Source organism: Spirosoma aerophilum, from assembly GCF_054782495.1.
On sequence record NZ_BAAGSJ010000013.1, the window covers coordinates 1,958,850 to 1,976,909 of the forward strand.

The 18,060-nt window shown below is 52.2% G+C and carries 14 protein-coding genes; 11 read left to right on the forward strand and 3 right to left on the reverse strand.

Features of this window, described 5'->3' with window-relative positions; genetic code table 11:
- Positions 1-18: 18 nt before the first annotated feature.
- A complete protein-coding gene (hslV, locus tag ACYVK4_RS19535; protein WP_461129206.1) occupies positions 19-558 on the reverse strand; it encodes an ATP-dependent protease subunit HslV in 540 nt (179 codons plus the stop codon).
- 154 nt (positions 559-712) lie between these two features.
- Positions 713-1,189, reverse strand: coding sequence for an Lrp/AsnC ligand binding domain-containing protein (locus ACYVK4_RS19540; RefSeq protein WP_012927269.1), 477 nt, complete (start codon positions 1,187-1,189; stop codon positions 713-715).
- A 490-nt stretch (positions 1,190-1,679) separates the two neighbouring features.
- Between ACYVK4_RS19540 and lepA the strand changes: the two genes are divergently transcribed.
- Positions 1,680-3,467, forward strand: a complete 1,788-nt coding sequence (lepA, locus tag ACYVK4_RS19545; RefSeq protein ID WP_461129207.1) for a translation elongation factor 4 — start codon at positions 1,680-1,682, stop codon at positions 3,465-3,467.
- 54 nt (positions 3,468-3,521) lie between these two features.
- Here lepA and ACYVK4_RS19550 read toward each other — a convergent pair whose 3' ends face one another.
- Positions 3,522-3,938 (reverse strand): OsmC family peroxiredoxin, encoded by a 417-nt coding sequence (locus tag ACYVK4_RS19550; RefSeq protein WP_461129208.1) that lies wholly within the window; start codon positions 3,936-3,938, stop codon positions 3,522-3,524.
- A 229-nt stretch (positions 3,939-4,167) separates the two neighbouring features.
- Between ACYVK4_RS19550 and ACYVK4_RS19555 the strand changes: the two genes are divergently transcribed.
- The 10 genes from ACYVK4_RS19555 to ACYVK4_RS19600 all read left to right on the forward strand — a co-directional run bounded on the left by ACYVK4_RS19555 (position 4,168) and on the right by ACYVK4_RS19600 (position 18,011).
- Positions 4,168-4,761, forward strand: coding sequence for a Crp/Fnr family transcriptional regulator (locus ACYVK4_RS19555; protein WP_461129209.1), 594 nt, complete (start codon positions 4,168-4,170; stop codon positions 4,759-4,761).
- 523 nt (positions 4,762-5,284) lie between these two features.
- The gene (locus tag ACYVK4_RS19560) at positions 5,285-5,569 is read left to right on the forward strand and encodes a hypothetical protein (RefSeq protein WP_461129210.1); all 285 of its coding nucleotides are present in this window, start codon (positions 5,285-5,287) and stop codon (positions 5,567-5,569) included.
- Positions 5,570-5,727: 158 nt separating this feature from the next.
- Positions 5,728-8,727: a SusC/RagA family TonB-linked outer membrane protein gene (locus ACYVK4_RS19565; protein WP_461129211.1), complete on the forward strand. Its 3,000-nt coding sequence runs from the start codon at positions 5,728-5,730 to the stop codon at positions 8,725-8,727.
- A 19-nt stretch (positions 8,728-8,746) separates the two neighbouring features.
- Complete coding sequence (locus ACYVK4_RS19570; RefSeq protein WP_461129212.1) at positions 8,747-10,090, forward strand: RagB/SusD family nutrient uptake outer membrane protein; 1,344 nt, start codon at positions 8,747-8,749, stop codon at positions 10,088-10,090.
- Positions 10,091-10,225: 135 nt separating this feature from the next.
- Positions 10,226-11,113, forward strand: coding sequence for a cyanophycinase (locus tag ACYVK4_RS19575; protein ID WP_461129213.1), 888 nt, complete (start codon positions 10,226-10,228; stop codon positions 11,111-11,113).
- A gap of 295 nt (positions 11,114-11,408) precedes the next feature.
- Positions 11,409-12,761, forward strand: a complete 1,353-nt coding sequence (locus tag ACYVK4_RS19580) for a DoxX family protein (protein WP_461129214.1) — start codon at positions 11,409-11,411, stop codon at positions 12,759-12,761.
- 10 nt (positions 12,762-12,771) lie between these two features.
- The gene (locus ACYVK4_RS19585) at positions 12,772-14,478 is read left to right on the forward strand and encodes a hypothetical protein (protein ID WP_461129215.1); all 1,707 of its coding nucleotides are present in this window, start codon (positions 12,772-12,774) and stop codon (positions 14,476-14,478) included.
- Positions 14,479-14,704: 226 nt separating this feature from the next.
- Positions 14,705-15,307 carry a c-type cytochrome gene (locus ACYVK4_RS19590; protein WP_461129216.1) on the forward strand — a complete coding sequence of 201 codons (603 nt, stop codon included), beginning with the start codon at positions 14,705-14,707 and terminating at the stop codon, positions 15,305-15,307.
- Position 15,308: 1 nt separating this feature from the next.
- Positions 15,309-16,556, forward strand: a complete 1,248-nt coding sequence (gene soxC / locus ACYVK4_RS19595; RefSeq protein ID WP_461129217.1) for a sulfite dehydrogenase — start codon at positions 15,309-15,311, stop codon at positions 16,554-16,556.
- Positions 16,557-18,011: a phytoene desaturase family protein gene (locus ACYVK4_RS19600; protein WP_461129218.1), complete on the forward strand. Its 1,455-nt coding sequence runs from the start codon at positions 16,557-16,559 to the stop codon at positions 18,009-18,011.
- The last annotated feature ends 49 nt before the right edge of the window (positions 18,012-18,060 follow it).

The following is an 18,060-nucleotide window of genomic DNA, read 5'->3' on the forward strand; positions in this document are numbered from 1 at the left end:
ATAAGGCCTTCGTTATTCCTATAACGTTTCTACCACCAAATTATGGTTTGTATAAATACATACATCGGCAGCAATGTGCAGGCTTTCACGAACCATTTCTTCGGCCGACAATTCAGACGCGTGTTTCTTCAGCGCCAGTGCTGCCGACTGAGCATACATACCTCCTGAGCCAATAGCGGCTACATCTGCATCCGGCTCAATAACATCGCCCGTACCCGAAACTAACAAGAGGTCATCTTTAGACGCGACAATCAGCATCGCTTCCAGTTTTCTGAGGTACCGGTCAGTTCGCCAGTCTTTAGCCAGTTCAATGGCGGCCCGCTTGAGGTTACCTCCGTAGGCATTGAGTTTCTCTTCAAATCGTTCAATCAGGGTGAAGGCATCGGCCGTGGAACCGGCAAAGCCAGCCAGCACTTTACCGCCCATCAAGACGCGTACTTTACGAACATTGCTTTTGGCAACGGTATTGCCCATGGTAGCTTGTCCATCAGCGCCAAGGGCCACATGGCCATTATGCCGAATGCCAACTACTGTAGTTGCATGAATTTTGGGTTGCATGAATTATAATTTGTTGATATATATAACACAGGGAAGGTGGTTTAGGGTTCAGTTGGTGGGTGGTGGCGTAGTGAAGTGGTTAATTAAGTGGAGTGCGTCGAAAAGTCGTATGCCTATACTCACGCCACTAAATACACCTATTCCACTCACACCACTAACTGCCTTCCGCAAAGGGAATGGGGCGATTGACGCTTTCTTCCAGAGAGATGAACGTCTCGGTGCGCTGGATACCACTAACCTTTTGGATTTTATCGTGCAGCACTTCGCGCAGGTGCTGGGTGTCGCGACATACGATCTTGGCAAAAATGCTGTAGATGCCTGTTGTATAATGCACGTTGACGACCTCCGGAATTTTCTCCAGTTGTTTTGATACCTCTTCGTATAAAGAGCTTTTATCTAAATAGATGCCCAGAAAGGCGCTGATATCCCAACCTAACTTGGCATGGTCGATGACCAGTTGAGACCCACGCACGATACCCATCTGCTTTAGTTTATTCATCCGGACGTGAACCGTACCGCCCGATACAAAGATGCGTTTGCCGATTTCGGTATAGGCCATATTCGCATCCTGCATTAACAAACTCAATATTTTAAGATCTGTATTATCAATTTCTAAATTTTTCTCGGTCATTTCTTAGCAATTTTTGATGAGTGCTAACAAAAATAGCCATTTTTTGAATCGTTTGTAAATTTTAGGTTTTTTTTATAGAAAATTTGCAATGAATAACGAGTTTATACTACCTTTGTATTGTCAAGTTGATCGAGCGGGGTCACACGCCGGTCTTCTTGATAACTTTTCCTCACACTGTAGGATGTCGAAATTGGCAGACGTGCCCTCCTGTCTCGGGGGTGGTGATAAAGGATAAACGCAGCATAATGCCGCCTGCAAAGGCGACTGGGGTTGACCACCAGAGTTGTACTGTAGCTAACTGCACCGTGGGCGGTTCGAGTCCCCCTCCTACAGCAATTTTCTCGCTTCGGCGGAAAAAGATTTTAGTTTGTTGATGAAGTGTAATTGAACACGCCGGCTCCCCGATGAGTCCGGCGTTTGTTTTTTTTACCTACTTTTGCTATTTATTAACAAAGACTCCTCCGTCGTACCGACGACCTGATATTCCAACGTGAAACACATCCGTAATTTTTGCATCATCGCCCATATTGACCACGGCAAGAGTACGCTGGCGGATCGACTTTTAGAATTCACCAAAACCGTTGGCTCCCGCGACATGCAGGCCCAACTGCTCGACGACATGGATCTGGAGCGCGAACGTGGTATTACCATCAAGAGCCACGCCATCCAGATGGATTATGTGTATAAGGGTGAAACCTATACCCTGAACCTGATCGATACGCCGGGCCACGTCGATTTTAGCTACGAAGTATCGCGTTCCATTGCTGCCTGCGAAGGAGCGCTGCTCCTGGTTGATGCCTCGCAGGGAACAGAAGCCCAGACGATCTCCAACCTCTATCTGGCCCTCAACAACGACCTGGTCATCATTCCCGTTCTGAACAAGATCGACCTGCCGGGTGCCCGCCCCGAGGAGATCAAAGACGAAATGGTGGACCTGCTCGGCTGCGACCGCGACGACATTATTCCGGCTTCGGGTAAAGAAGGCATCGGTGTCCCCGAAATTCTGGCCGCCATTGTGGAGCGTATCCCGGCCCCGCAAGGCGAACCGGCGGGCCCGCTACAAGCGCTGATCTTCGATTCGCATTTTAACTCCTACCGGGGTATCGAAGTTATTTTCCGGGTTAAGAACGGCCGCATCCGCAAGGGCGACAAGGTGAAGTTCATGAATACCGGGAAAGAATATTTTGCAGACGAAGTAGGAACACTTGGTCTGGTCCAGGTTCCCAAAGATGTAATCGAGTGTGGCGACGTAGGGTACCTGATTTCGGGCATTAAAGTGGCCAAAGAGGTAAAAGTGGGTGATACCGTTACGACGATCGATAACCCCGCCAGCGTGGCTATTCAGGGTTTTTCGGAAGTAAAACCAATGGTATTTGCCGGTATATACCCGGTTGAGACCAGCGAGTTCGAAGACCTGCGCGACGCTATGGAAAAGCTACAGCTGAACGATGCCGCTCTCGTTTGGGAACCCGAAACATCGGCCGCTCTGGGTTTCGGCTTCCGCTGCGGCTTCCTGGGTATGCTGCACATGGAAATTGTGCAGGAACGGCTGGAACGCGAATTCGATATGACCGTGATCACTACGGTCCCCTCCGTGCGGTTCGAGGTGGTGACAACGAAAGGGGAAGAGCTTCAGGTATCGGCCCCCGCCGAAATGCCCGAGCCAAACCTGATCGACTATATCGAGGAACCGTTTATCCGGGCGCAGATCATTACCAAAGCCGAGTATGTTGGTGGTATTATGGGGCTCTGCATGGACAAGCGGAGTTTACTTAAAAACCAGGTTTACCTGACCGCCGACCGCGTTGAACTTCAGTTCGAAATGCCCCTGGCCGAAGTGGTGTTCGACTTCTTCGATAAGCTCAAGACAATTTCGCGCGGGTATGCCTCGCTTGATTATGAGTTTATGGACAACCGCGAATCGGACATGGTGAAGCTCGATGTGATGCTCAACGGCGATAAAGTCGATGCCCTCTCAGCCATTGTTCACCGCTCGAAATCATACGAATGGGGTAAGAAACTGTGCGAAAAGCTTCGTGAGTTGATTCCCCGCCAGCAGTTTGAAATTGCCATTCAGGCAGCCATCGGCCAGAAAATTATTGCCCGCGAAACCCTGAGCGCCTTGCGCAAAGACGTATTGGCGAAATGTTATGGCGGTGATATTTCCCGGAAGCGTAAACTGCTCGACAAGCAGAAGAAAGGCAAGAAACGAATGCGCCAGGTCGGCAACGTCGAAATACCGCAGGAAGCATTCATGGCGGTATTGAAAATTAACTAAGCGAAAGGCCAGCCCGGAAACGAGCTGGCCTTTTTTAATTACCAGACGTTACGGTTATGCTAACGTTGCGTTAACCGTGATGTTGGTATTAAATAATTTTGAGATAGGGCAGTTGTGTTCGGCATGATCGACCAGCTCATCAAATTTTGCTTTGTCGATACCGGGTATGCTGGCTTTCAATGTCAGCACGGAGCTTGAGATCGCTCCATCTTCCAGTGAAATGGCACAGTTAACATCTAAGGTATCAGCGGCAAAACCAGCCTGTTGAATGTTAAACGCCAGTTGCATGGCGAAACAGCCAGCATGAGCAGCGGCTACCAGTTCTTCAGGGTTAGTACCAACGCCATCCTCAAAGCGGGTTTTATACGAATATTGTGTTTGATTTAAAACAGTACTGGCGGTGGTTACGGTACCCTGTCCATCTTTGCCGGTTCCTGCCCAGTGGGCCTGTGCGTTGCGGGTGATTTTCATACTAGTAAGAGTTAACTTTGTTTGTGTTTGTTATTGATGAACCAAATGTAGCCGGTCTGGTTTAGCCAATTTTTCACCTATGTTAAAAAGTGGCATTAAGTTAACTATTCTCTCAAAATTAGTTTAAGCGAGCACAGCGTTTAAGTTATTGGTTTTTCCTTATTCAACTCGGTGCTCTCCGTGCCGTTGCGTTTAATAAGGTTGTTTAAGCACTTGGCAGTTTCATAACATGACCTTCTCCCAGCACTATATCCTTCACCAGCAGCTACAGGAATTTGCGCAACTCTCGGAAAACGACCTGACCCTCGGACAGGAATTCTGGCAAGCCCGAACGGTAAGCCGACACGATTTTTTCAATAACCCGAATTCCCTCTGTCGGCATATCGGCTTTATCGTGAAGGGGATTTTCCGCGTCTACTATGTTGACCCCAAAACCGAACTGGAGCACAACCTGTATTTTGCCGCCGAAAACAGCTTTATTACCTCGCTCAAAAGTCTGCTGACCCGATCAACCTGCCCTTACATTATCGAAGCCCTTGAAGATGCTGAGTTATTTGTCATGCAGTACGACCACCTACAGCAGTTATACGAACGGTCACACGGCTGGGAACGCTTCGGCCGTTTACTGGCGGAGCAGTACTTTTTGATGAACCAACTCCGGTCGGAAAGTTTATTGACGCAAACGGCAGAGGACCGTTATGTTGATTTACTGACCAATTACCCTGATTTGCTCCATCGGGTTTCGCTCGGTCATATTTCGTCTTACCTCGGCATCAAGGGGCCTTCGCTTAGCCGGATTCGGGCACAACTCGCACATAAATAGGCCCATCAATGCAACTTCTCTAAGCTCCTCAAACTCTAAAACTTACACGCTATTTAGTGATAAATTTCGGCCCTTATCACCCGTGTATTGTCAGCGCTTTTACGCCCGAATAACTCCATATCCCGATAGACTATTAGGTAATTGTCTGATAATCATTTTTTTACATTTCTTTTGGAAAAACAAAATCCACTATTCACCTTTGCCCAGCAATTAGAAAGAGTATTAATCGTTGACCCGTTCGACACCCATGAGCACGTTACAACCATTGGCAATTTTCCACTCACTCCCGCCTTCGATCAATGAAGGACGGAGCATGTGTCGGCGGCCAATGTACGTCTGTTGTTGCAGCTAAATTTTCGTCGACCGCCCCGGCTCGATGTACCTTTTCAACCCTAGTTTCCCTTTAGTCAAACACAACACTACCCATGCGGCCGGCTCAATTGATTTACACAATAAACTACTAAATCAATAGATTTAATCAACATTAAACTATGCTTTTACAAGCTTCATCCCAAAAACAACCATGCGACCGTTTCTCACCTCTCCCCTACCCGATTCACAAGGGCACGTTGCACACGTGACGTATCAGCTTGCGGGTTTCGACCGATTGAATTTTGTCAGTGACATTGCGAACACCGTCCCTCAGGATGGATCGTATACTATTCAGGCCATTTGTTTTGAAGGAGACGGCCTGCAGGCAACGGGCTTATTGACGGTTCAGATGCGGGAAGAACAGCGAACGCAGGGTTTCCTGGTACAGCGACTGAAATCCATACAGGGTATGGTAAGTGTGCGGGAAGTACAGTAAGAAGTAATATCGATTACCAGCGGGCAACACAGCGGCAACTGGTTTGCCCGCTTATAAAAAAGCCGAAACGGCGGCAACCGTTCCGGCTGGCTAACAACAAGGCTCTGACAACCGAAGCATCGGCCTGGCCTCATTTTTCACATAACCAGAACAAAGTAATGCAAAAACTTTTATTTGCGGGAGTAGTATGGCTACTCTCCTGCGGAGGATTGCTGGCACAATCAACCGTAGTACGTGTATCGGGCACCGTTCGCACCGAAAACGGCGAGTCCCTACCGGGTGCCAATGTAGTTATCAAAAACCAAACGAAAGGGGCTACAACCAACGCGGAGGGGCTTTTCAGTTTGGAAACCCGCTCAGGCGATGAGTTGATCATCTCGGCCATTGGCTATCAGAACACTCAGGTTAAAGTTGGTACAAAAAATACTCTGGAGATTTTTTTGAAGGAATCGGCTTCTCAACTGAATGAAGTGGTGGTGGTGGGTTACGGTACGCAGGATCGCAAAAATCTGGTTGGCTCCGTAACGCAGGTCAACGCCGACGAGATAAAAAACCGGCCGGTAGCGAGTTTCGACCAACAGTTGCAGGGTCGGGCGGCCGGTGTTCAGGTGGCAGCCAATACGGGCGTACCGGGCGATGGTATTTTCTTCCGCATCCGGGGCACCACGTCCATCAACGCCAGCAACGACCCCCTGTATGTGGTCGATGGGGTGTTCGTCAATAACCAGTCGCTTCAAAAAATTACCACCCAAGGCCAGGCAAACAATCCGCTGGCTGACATTAACCCTGCGGATATTGAGTCGATTTCCATCCTGAAAGATGCCGAAGCAACAGCCATTTACGGCGCGCGGGCGGCTAATGGCGTGGTGTTGATCACAACCAAACGGGGGGCATACAGCAGTAAAACCAAAGTTAGTGTGAACGCATCGGTCGGACAGGCGTGGGCCCCCAAGCTGTGGGAGCTGGTTACCGGTCCCGAGCACGCGACGATCATTAACGAAGCCTGGATAAACGACGGCAAGCCTGCTTCTACCCGACCCTTTCGACCCGTTTCGGAAGGGGGGCGCGGCCTGCCGGAAGATCAGCCCACCTACGACCGGCTGCACGATATTTTCCGAACGGGAGCGCTGCAAAACTACGATCTGGCCGTTTCGGGCGGAACCAAACAAACTCGCTTCTACATTGGCGGGGGCTACACGAGCCAGCAAGCCACCCTGCGTACAAACGACTTTTCGCGGGCGAGTTTCAAGCTGAATCTGGATCAGGACATTACGGACAAAATCCGCATCGGCACCAGTAACATCCTCTCTCAGTCGAACCGGACCAATGCGCGGGTGGGCGATGGACCGCAGGGCGGTATTTTGCAGGCGGCTCTGCACACGCCAACCTACCTACCCAAGTTTAACACAGACGGTACTTACGCCAAATGGGCGGGCTTCGACAACCTCGATGTGTTGATCAACAATACCGACATGCACTCGACCAGCACCCGCTACATCGGCAATATTTATGGTGAATATGACATAATCGGCGGGCTGAAACTGCGGAGTAGCTGGAGCATCGACTACAACGATTACAACGAATATGAGTACTGGAATACGTTGACCAATCGCGGTAGCGCGAGCAAAGGGCTGGCTACGTCGAGCGTTAGTAAAAACACGATCTGGATCAACGAACAGACGTTGTCGTATCGGCGGTCTTTCGGTACCCAGCACAATTTTGGTGTCCTGCTGGGTAATACCTTGCAGGGAAACGTGTCCACCCAGACGCTGGCGCAGGGCACCAATTTCCCGTCGGATGCATTCAAACAGATCGCGTCGGCTTCGGTAACGACCGCTTCTTCTAACCGCAACCAGTATAATCTGGCTTCCTTTTTTGGGCGGGTCGATTACAACTTCTCGAAAAAATACTTCCTGGAGGCCAGCCTTCGGGCGGATGCTTCCTCAAAATTCGCAGAGGGACATCGATGGGGGTATTTCCCATCGGCGGGGGTGGCCTGGCAGCTCAAGCAGGAGAATTTCCTGCGGGATGTCAATGTCGTCAGCGACCTGAAAATCCGCGCCAGTATTGGCTGGACGGGCAACCAGAACGGTATCGGCAACTATGCCTCACGCGGCTTATGGGGTGGCGGAAACAACTACCTCGACAATCCGGGAACCGTACCTGTTCAACTGGCCAACCCGGAATTGAAGTGGGAAACTACCCGCCAAACCAACGTAGGCTTAAATGTCGGTTTACTGAGTAACCGCATCGGACTGGAGATCAACGCCTATTCCAAATACACCTACGATCTGTTGCTACAGGTGCCATTGGCGCAGAGTTCGGGCTTTTCCAGCATTTACCGAAACGATGGCGAAATCAGCAATCGGGGAATCGAATTTGGGCTTAATACACAAAACATCAACAAGCCTGGCTTCCAGTGGAATACCAGCTTTAACATCGCGGCTAACGTAAACCGCATTGAGAAGCTATCCATCCCCGTCGATGCCAGCTATGCGGCCGAACGTATGGCACAGGGGCAGGCTTTCCATTCGTTTTATGTCTACCGGCAGTTGTATGTCGATCCGAAAACAGGCGACGCGGTTTATGATGATGTAAACAAAGACGGCAAGATCACCGTGGCCGACCGGCAGTTTTACGGCAGTGCGTTACCCAGGTTTTTCGGTGGACTGAACAACACCTTCGCCTACAAAGGATTCGACCTGTCGGTATTTTTTAATTTCAGTTACGGCAGCAAGGTATTCAATAACAACCGGTTCTTCCACGAGTCGGGCGGGACGCGGGATGACCGTCGGGCCATCAACAAAAACCAGTTAAATCGCTGGCAGAAAGAGGGCGATATTACGGATGTGCCGCGCGTGACGACCATCGGCAATAACTACAACCTCAGCCCCACCAGCCGATTTGTGGAAGACGGGTCGTTCCTGCGGCTGAACTCGCTTGTACTGGGTTACACCATTCCGAAGGCTGTACTGCGCAAAGTGGGGATCTCGTCAGCGCGGGTGTATTACAGTGGTTCCAACCTCTGGCTGCTAAGCAACTACCAGGGGCCCGACCCCGAGGTGAATGTTACCGCCGACCCCACCACCCAGGGCTATGATCTGGGTACGCCCCCGCAACCCCGAACCGCTCAGTTTGGCATAAACCTCACGCTCTGATTAGCACACACTTGCCCTCATGAAAAAAATAATCAATATCCTGCTGAGCACACTCCTCCTCACGGGTTGCCAGCAATTTTTAACGGTACAGCCGGAGTTACAGGTCGATCAGTCGCAGGCCATTATCAATGCCAGCACCGCCGAAGCCGCTGTCAATGGCCTTTACAACCGGCTGGGAAGCGATGGCTATTATGGGTCAAACTTTCAGGCATTGGCATACCTATCGGGTGGCGATGTTCAATGGACAGGTTCGCAGGGAGCTCCGCAGGAGATTACGGCCCGCAAGCTCACTGCTGACAATGGGTATGTGGGTTCGGCCTGGAGCGCCATCTACCGAACGATTCTGCAAGCCAACTACCTGCTGGAAACCGTTCCGACGATTACCGATCCGCAGCTAACCGCAGACCGCAAAAACCAGATAGTAGGCGAAGCATATGCCATTCGGGCGTTGGCGTACTTCGATCTGATTCGTGGCTGGGGCGGAGTGCAACTGGTTCTGAAAGCAACACGTACACCCGCCGACAACACAAACATTTCGCGCAGCAGTGTCGATGAAACCTATGCGCAGGTGTTGAAAGACCTCACCGCTGCTGAACCGCTGTTGAGTGCAACAACCAACCGAAACAAGATCACCCGCAAGACAGTTTGGGCCATTCGGGCACGGTATCACCTCTATCGGCAGGAATGGGAACAGGCCGAAACGTTTGCCGGTAAACTCATCGACGATGCCGCTAATTACAAACTCGCCAAACCGTACAATGCGTTTTTTGCCAATAATGCGGCTTCGACACCCGAATCCGTTTTTGAGATTGCCTACACGAACTCTTTCAAGAATGGGCATTACAACTGGTGGCTCCCTCCGGCGCTGAGCGGTCGGCGGGAATGGGCACCGAATGCAGCTCTGGTTGCTTTACTCAACGACCCCAACGTGGGCGGCAACCGGAAAGAGCTGATTGCCCAAACGAGTCCTCCGGGCAATTTATGGTACGGCAAACTTTATTACCGCACCCCGCTCGGCACCGATCCAGCCTATATTATCCGCATTGCCGAACTTTACCTGATTCGGTCCGAAGCACGGGTGCAGCTGGGCAAAACAGCCGCGGCTCTAGCCGACCTGAACGCCATTCGTGACCGGGCGGGCGTCCCTCCTTCCCAGGCCGCTACCAAAGATGCTCTCCTACTAGCTATCGAAGCCGAACGGCAGGTTGAATTCCCGTTCGAAGCCGACCGCTGGTTCAACCTGATCCGTAACGGGCGGGCAGCCGCCGTGCTGGGCATTACCGACGCGACTAAATACGTCCTGCCCATTCCGAATAGCGAAATCCTGGCCGATAAGGCGCTGACGCAGAATCAGGGGTATTGAGATCAGTTTATGGGTGGTTTCTGTACAACGGATTGGTAATCCGTTGTACAGAAACCACCCATCTCACAACTTGAATTAACTTATCTTCGGCAGTTTCGTACTAACTCCCTTATAACAAGAAACCAAATTCCTGACATGAAAAAGCAATTCATTTTACCCCTCTTTCTGCTGACCCTACTTGCCGGTAGCCTAAAGGCGCAAACGTCCCAGACAGTTGGTCCCGAAAAAGGGGCACTGGTCATTGTGGGTGGCGGTGCCATGGGTAACGACCTCTGGAACCGATTTATCGAGCTGGTAGGTGGTCCGGCCGCAGCCAACATCGTGATTATTCCTACGGCAGGCGAAGATTCGTCGGCCAGCAGTGCCCCGCGCGAGAAGGAAAAACTGACGAGTCTGGGTGTTAAGAATATCACCATCCTGCACACCCGCGACCCTAAAGTGGCCAATCAGGAATCGTTTGTGGCTCCCATCCGAAAAGCAACTGGAGTTTGGTTTGTGGGCGGGCGGCACTGGCGGTTGACAGATTCGTACCTGAACACATTGGCTCACAAAGAATTTAACGCCGTACTAAGCCGGGGCGGAGTCATTGGCGGAACCTCCGCCGGAGCCACCATTCAGGGTTCGTTCATGGTTCGGGGGGATACGAAAGGCAACTCGATCATGGTGGGCGACCACACCCAGGGGCTCGACTTCATCCACAACGTCACCATCGACCAGCACTTCCTGCGCCGGAATCGCCAGTTCGATCTCGTCGAGGTCATTAAAACGCGGCCTGAACTGTTGGGCATCGCCATCGACGAAGGAACGGCCATTGTGGTGCAGCAGAACACCTTCGAGGTGATTGGCAACTCCTATGTAGGCATTTACGAAGCAAATCAGATTGCCAACAGCGCGAAGTACCCATCGGGGCAAAACAGCACTGGTGGCCCGTTCTATTTCATTAGCAAAGGACAGAAGTTCGACCTGAAAGCGCGTAAGGTGATCAGCCCGCAACCCCTGCGAGCGAATGAGCCGGCGAAGTAATAGCGCCTGTAGCTAACTAACAGCACGGGATAAACCTATAAGGTTTTCAGAAACCTTATAGGTTTAAAATCTCCGATCCGTTACATCACAATATTCCGTGGTGTCAGTTTCTCAAAACTGATACAGGTAGGTTTCTCAAAACCTATCACAATAGATACAGCTTAACGAGGTTTTTAGAAACCTCGCTCGTCAGTTTTAAGAAACTGACACCACGCTACCACGCTCTTTAATCTACTTTCACTACAATTAATCTATTTATTCTATAGGATTTATTACATTTTATCCCTCATCCACTATGCTCAACACCAGCCCTACACCACCCGAACCGGCCTGGACACGCACGGAGAAGACGCTCTTTCGTTTTGTTTTTATCTACTTCGTCCTTCAGGCCATCCCGCTCGACTGGCGGTTTTACCGTGATCTCGTCTCCATTGACTGGGGTGCTTTTTATTACCGTGACCTCTTCAATCTGGCGCGTTATGCCCCGCACTTTTTTGGTCCGGCGGACTCATTCGTCAACTGGGCAGCGGTGGCAGTTATGGCGGGTATTGGTACCCTCATCTGGACGCTTCGCGATCGGCACCGTCGAGACTACACCGCCCTTTATTACTGGCTGCGGGTCATACTCCGCTATCGACTGGCGGTGGCCGTTTTCGCGTATGGATTTGTGAAGCTGTTTCCATTGCTGGCCCCGCTCCCCTCCATCAGCAATCTCAACACACCTTATGGCGACTTTACGGCATGGAAACTCTTTTCGCTTAGTCTGGGGATCGTCCCCTCGTATGAATCGTTCCTCGGATTCATTGAAATTCTGGGCGGGTTACTGCTGCTTAACCGGAAGACAACCGTTATTGGCACGTTGGTTATTATCCCGTTTCTGGGCAATGTGTTCGTCTCGAATCTGGCGTATGAAGGGGGTGAGTATGTGTACAGTTTTCTGCTCATTACGTTCGCGCTGGTTTTGTTTGCGTTCGATGCCATCCGGCTGTTTCGGGTGGTTTCGCTCGCTCAGCCAACTTTACCAAACCGCTTCAAACCCGTTTTTGCTGAGGCCTGGCAGCGATACGGTCGTCTGGCGCTGAAGGGCAGCTTTATCTTCTTCGCCGTTTTTCTGTACGGCTATAAGACCTACGCGGCTTACAAAAACGGTCCGTACCAATTCCCAAAAACACCCGGCTTACCCGGAGCAGCCGGCCTTTATTCCGTTCAGAACTTCAAACTGGCGGGCGAAACACTGCCCTACTCCCAAACCGATTCGGTACGCTGGCAGGATGTGGTGTTTGAAAGCTGGAACACCATCAGCATCAAATCGAACCGGCCGGTTATCCTGGATAGAACCAATACCGAGTGGATCCTGGCCGACGATGCCAGCCGAACTTATGAACTGGCGGGTTCAACCGGGCGGCATTATTACAGCTATCAGGTTGATTCGACCCGACAGGTGCTGTCACTGAAAAACCGGAATCCCAACTACCCGAACGAAACCATGACGCTGCATTACCAGCGAAACGACTCCAACCAGCTGATCCTACAGGGCCTCAATGAAAACCGGGACTCCATCGCCGTTGTCCTGAACAAAGTCAACAAAAAATACCTGCTGAACGAAGCGGCCAAAGCCGGTCGTCGGGGTACGCTCACACTCTATTAACCTTCGAATAATGGCACTCCCCAACATTAACCCCGAACGACTCGACCTGGGCCTGATTACCCCCGAAGAGCTGACCGAAACCCGGCCTGTTGATACCGAATCGTCAACCCCATCAGGCAGCGGCCCAAAAACAACCGACAAAAGCCGGCAGAGCAGCCATTACTCTCTCTGGACACCGGGTGAAAAGCTTGCTTTCCGAATCGCGTTCATCTTTTTCATCGTGATGTCGCTGCCGACCAGCGCGGGCTGGTACAAAAATGCATTTTCACTCGACTGGCTGCATCTGCACTACCGCGACCTCTATGACGTAGCGCGTTTCCAACCCAATATTCTCGGCCGCGTAAGCTGGTGGCCCGCCTGGATGGGCTATGGTGAATGGGTCTTTCTTTTCGTGGTCTCTGCCGTCGCTGGCCTGATCTGGACTGCCGTTGTCAGGATTCGACAGGCCGAACCAAGGAATTATAACCTGTTGTATTACTGGCTTCGGGTGGTTGTTCGGTACCGGGCGGGTATTGGCATTATTGGCTTCGGTTTCACGAAGTTGCTCCCCACGCAATTGCCTTACCCCTCATTGGGCTTGCTCAACACCAACTTTGGTGACCTCACCGCCCAGAAAATATACTGGCTGTCCATTGGCATTGTACCGTGGTATGAGGTCTTCACGGGTGTGGTTGAGGTACTGGCGGGGGCATTCTTATTTTTCCGGGCAACGACCTTCTGGGGCGCCGTTCTCCTGTTCGGGGCATTGGCCGATATCGTGTATGTGAATCTGGCCTACGATGGCGGGGTGCATGGCTACAGTTCGTACTTCGTTCTCTTGTCGGGATTTCTGCTGGTGTATTACGTTCGGGATTTGTACACGCTGTTGATCAAAGAACAACTCACGATTCCGGTTCATTATTACCCGGCATTCAATAAAGTCTGGCAGAGGATAGCCCGTATTGGCCTCAAAACGGCAACCATTTTTATCTTTCTGGTGCTTCTTTTCTGGATTCAGTACGTCAACTTCCGATACGATCCCTACAAACAACCCGCTCAAAAAGGCGTCCGGGAGCTCCGGGGTAATTATGCCATAGCCGAGTTTCGGCTTAACGGCAAGTCGATTCCCTACTCGCCGACGGATTCCGTACGCTGGCAGGAAGCCACCTTCGAAAACTGGTCGACGTTTACCTTTAAGGTAAATAAAGCCGTGCCGCTGGATCTTTCAAACGGGGGCGGCTCACCCATGCGCGACCTCAACCGGACATTCGAACTAACAGGGGTAGCCGGTGGCCAACGGGTGTTCTACTACGATGCCGACCCAGTTAACCACTTTCTGTATTTGCAGGATAAATACCGACCAGCATCCGGCCGACGGGGTGAAGGTGGCGAAAGCGACGGTGAAGCTTCGGGCAAAAGCGCAACGAAGAAATCGAACCGCAACGAGAGACCCGTCGATAACTGGATACCCAAAACGGCACTGGCGAACATCGGTCCGGAATATGAAAAGATCGAGCCCATTGCCCGTACTACTCGTCGGCAGAAAGGTATCAAGGCCGAAGCGCGTCAGGAAGACGGCAAACGCAAACGTATGATTTTGTCGTACAAAACAACGGACGGCTCGCGGGTGATTTTGACGGGTATCAACGAAAACAAAGACTCTATCTATGTTGTACTCGACCGCGTCAACCGAAATTACGCCTTATCGAAGAGCACGCTGAATGCGGGGGAATATTGAGACACTGCTGACAAAGGTCAGGAGACCAATAAGAGTAAGCCTTATTTTGTCAAGCTGACGAAGGAAGCAACTTCGGTTTGTGAACAAATAGCCTCTCCCGAAGATGCTTCTTTCGTCAGCTTGACAAAATAAACCGGTTAACTTCACCACTTGAAAGTGTAAGACGCCAGGGAGGCTACCCATTCACAGTTTTTTGGCGTACGTCCTACCTACAGCCACCGTATACATGAGAAAATCCCCCTATTCCTTCTGTCTGGCCGGCGCGTTGGTTGCCGTTGTGCTGGAGGGTTGTTTTCCGGCAAATGGCAAAGAGACCCCCGCCCTGTCCATCACGAAGCCGGATACCGTTCCCTGGCCCGCCAGCTTTGGTTTCGGGCGGAAAGCGACTTCGGCGGATATTGCCCGATTGGATATCGATGTCCGACCGGATGGCAAGGGGCTTCCGGTGGGTGAAGGTACAGCAGCGGCCGGAAAAGTGATTTTCGCGAACAAATGCGCGGCCTGTCACGGCATGGGCGGCATCGGCGGTCTAAATGGTTCGCTGGTATCGACCAACGAGACTACCACAAAACGACGGGAAAAGACCATCGGCAATTATTGGCCATACGCCACTACCGTGTTCGATTATATTCGGCGGGCCATGCCGTTCAGTGAACCGGGTTCCCTGACCAATACGGAGGTTTATAACCTGACAGCTTACCTGCTGGCGGCCAACGGGATCATTGGCGAGAAAACGATTATCAACGCGCAAACGTTGCCTACCGTAGTGATGCCCGCTCAGAAATTATTCGTTCCCGACGACCGGAAAGGAGGCCCGGAAATCAAGTAATATGAAGAAGAGAATCATTCATATCGACCAGCTTTCGGGCAACATCTCCCGCCGGACCCTTCTCGGCGGGGCGGCAACGGCGGCCGTGGCTCTCGTGCAAACGGCTTCGGGCAAAACGGTTCAGGAAGGCATTTCGGTAATGGAACTGCTGCCCGACGATCCAACGAAACGCGTGGGGCCACTGCCCGGCGAGGTGGGCACCCGCTCAGCCTTTGAAAAGCTCGTCAAGAAGCCGTCCGAGATTTCGTCCCGATCCCCCTTGCAGGACTTCTACGGCATCATTACCCCGTCCGACCTTCATTTCGAGCGTCACCATGCTGGTGTGCCCGCCATCGACCCTGCGAAACATGAACTGCTTATTCACGGCATGGTCGCCAAACCCATGACCTTCACCGTGGCCGACCTCAAACGGTTTCCGTCGGTTTCGCGCATTGCCTTTCTGGAATGTTCAGGAAATTTCCGATCCGGTAAGGAAACGCTAACCCCGCAGGACGTTTGCGGACTGACCAGCCAGAGCGAATGGACGGGTGTGAAACTCTCAACCCTATTCCGGGAAGTCGGTGTTCAGCCCAAGGCCAGCTGGTTTCTGGCGGAGGGTTCCGATGCCGCCATCATGACCCGCAGCATTCCGGTGAAGAAAGGATGGGACGACGCCATCATCGCCTACGCCCAGAATGGGGAAGCCCTCCGGCCCGAACAGGGTTACCCCGTCCGGTTGTTTCTGCCGGGTTGGGAAGGCAATACATCCGTCAAGTGGCTCCGCCGACTGGAGTTATCCGACCAACCCTTCATGACGCGGGAGGAAACATCGAAGTATACAGAGCCCGTTAAAGACGGTAAATTCCGGCAATTCAGCTTCGATATTGACGCCCGTTCGATCATTACGTTTCCGGCCTATCCAAAAACTGTGGAGAAGGGATGGATCGAGATTCGGGGATTGGCGTGGAGTGGGCGAGGCAAAGTCGTTCAGGTCGACGTAAGTACGGACGCCGGCAAGAACTGGGCACCCGCCACCCTGCAGAACCCCGTGCTGGATAAAGCCCACACGGCTTTCCGGTATTTATGGCAATGGAACGGCGAGGCTACGGAGATTCTGAGTCGGGTAACCGACGAAACCGGATATCGCCAGCCCACGTTAAAGCAATTAACCGATGCCCGTGGGAATGAATCGGGTTATCATTTCAACCCGATTACCGCCTGGCAAATCAAACCCGACGGCACGGTATTATTTAAACCCGAAACCACCTAGATGGCGAAAACTGAGTATGATGCCGTCATTGTCGGCTCCGGTCCCAACGGATTGAGTGCCGCGATTACCATGCAGCGGGCAGGACTGTCGACGCTCGTTCTGGAAGCGAAAGCCACCATTGGCGGGGGCCTTCGGTCGGCCGAACTGACCCAGCCGGGTTTCGTTCATGACATCTGTTCGGCTATTCACCCGCTGGCGGTAGGGTCTCCTTTTTTCAGAACCCTTCCTCTCGCCGATCATGGGCTGGAATTCATTGAACCGCCCATTGCCGCAGCCCATCCCTTCGATGATGGCACAGCGGCAGCTCTGCGCCGGTCGCTAGACGAAACGGCGCAGTCGCTGGGTGCCGATGAACAGACGTACCGCAATCTGCTGGAGCCGGTTGTTCGTCACTGGCCCGGCATGGCCCCGGATATTTTAGGTCCGCTGCGATTCCCGAAGCACCCGATTGACATGGCCAGCTTTGGACTGAATGCGCTGCCTCCCATTACGCAATTAATCAAACGATTCAAGACCAAGGAAGCTCAGGGTCTTTTTGGGGGTATGGCTGCTCACTCCATTCAGCCGTTGAGCAACGTGGCCACCTCCGCCATTGCGCTGGTGCTCATGACGGCCGGGCACTTGTACAACTGGCCCATCCCGAAAGGAGGCTCCCAAACCATCGCAAACGCACTGGCGTCCTATTTAAGGTCAATTGGCGGCCAAATTGAGACCGACCGGCGGGTTACTACCCTGAATGATATTCCATCTACGCGGGTCGTTCTGTTCGATGTGACACCCAAACAATTGCTCAGCATTGCCGGTGAACGATTTTCGACGCTTTACCGAACGCAGCTGGAACGGTACCGCTACGGCATGGGCGTTTTTAAAATAGACTGGGCGCTGGATGGCCCCATCCCATTTACAGCTCCCGAATGTCGGCAGGCCGGAACGGTGCACATAGGCGGCACCTTTGCCGAGATGGCCGATGCCGAACAGGCAACATCCGACGGAAAACACCCCGACAAACCCTACATTCTGCTGGCGCAGCAAAGCTTGTTCGACAGCAGCCGCGCACCCGATGGTAAACACACTGCCTGGGCATATTGCCATGTCCCGAATGGTTCGACGCTGGACCGAACCGCCGTTATTGAGCAGCAGATCGAACGGTTTGCACCAGGTTTCCGCGACCGGATTCTGGATCGGCATACCATGAACACGGTTCAGATGGAAGCCTACAACCCGAATTACATCGGGGGCGACATTAACGGGGGTATTATCGACATTACGCAGTTGTATACCCGTCCGGTCATTAGCTTATCGCCTTACAAAACATCGGCACCGGGTCTGTTTATCTGCTCGTCATCAACCCCGCCGGGCGGTGGCGTACACGGCATGTGCGGCTACCACGCGGCTCGGGTCGCGCTGCGGGAAGGATTCGGCTTACCCGTGCCGATCACGCTGGCAACGACGTGAAATAGTCTGAGAAATGGGTAATTTTGGGCTATTATTGACGCTCTCCCTC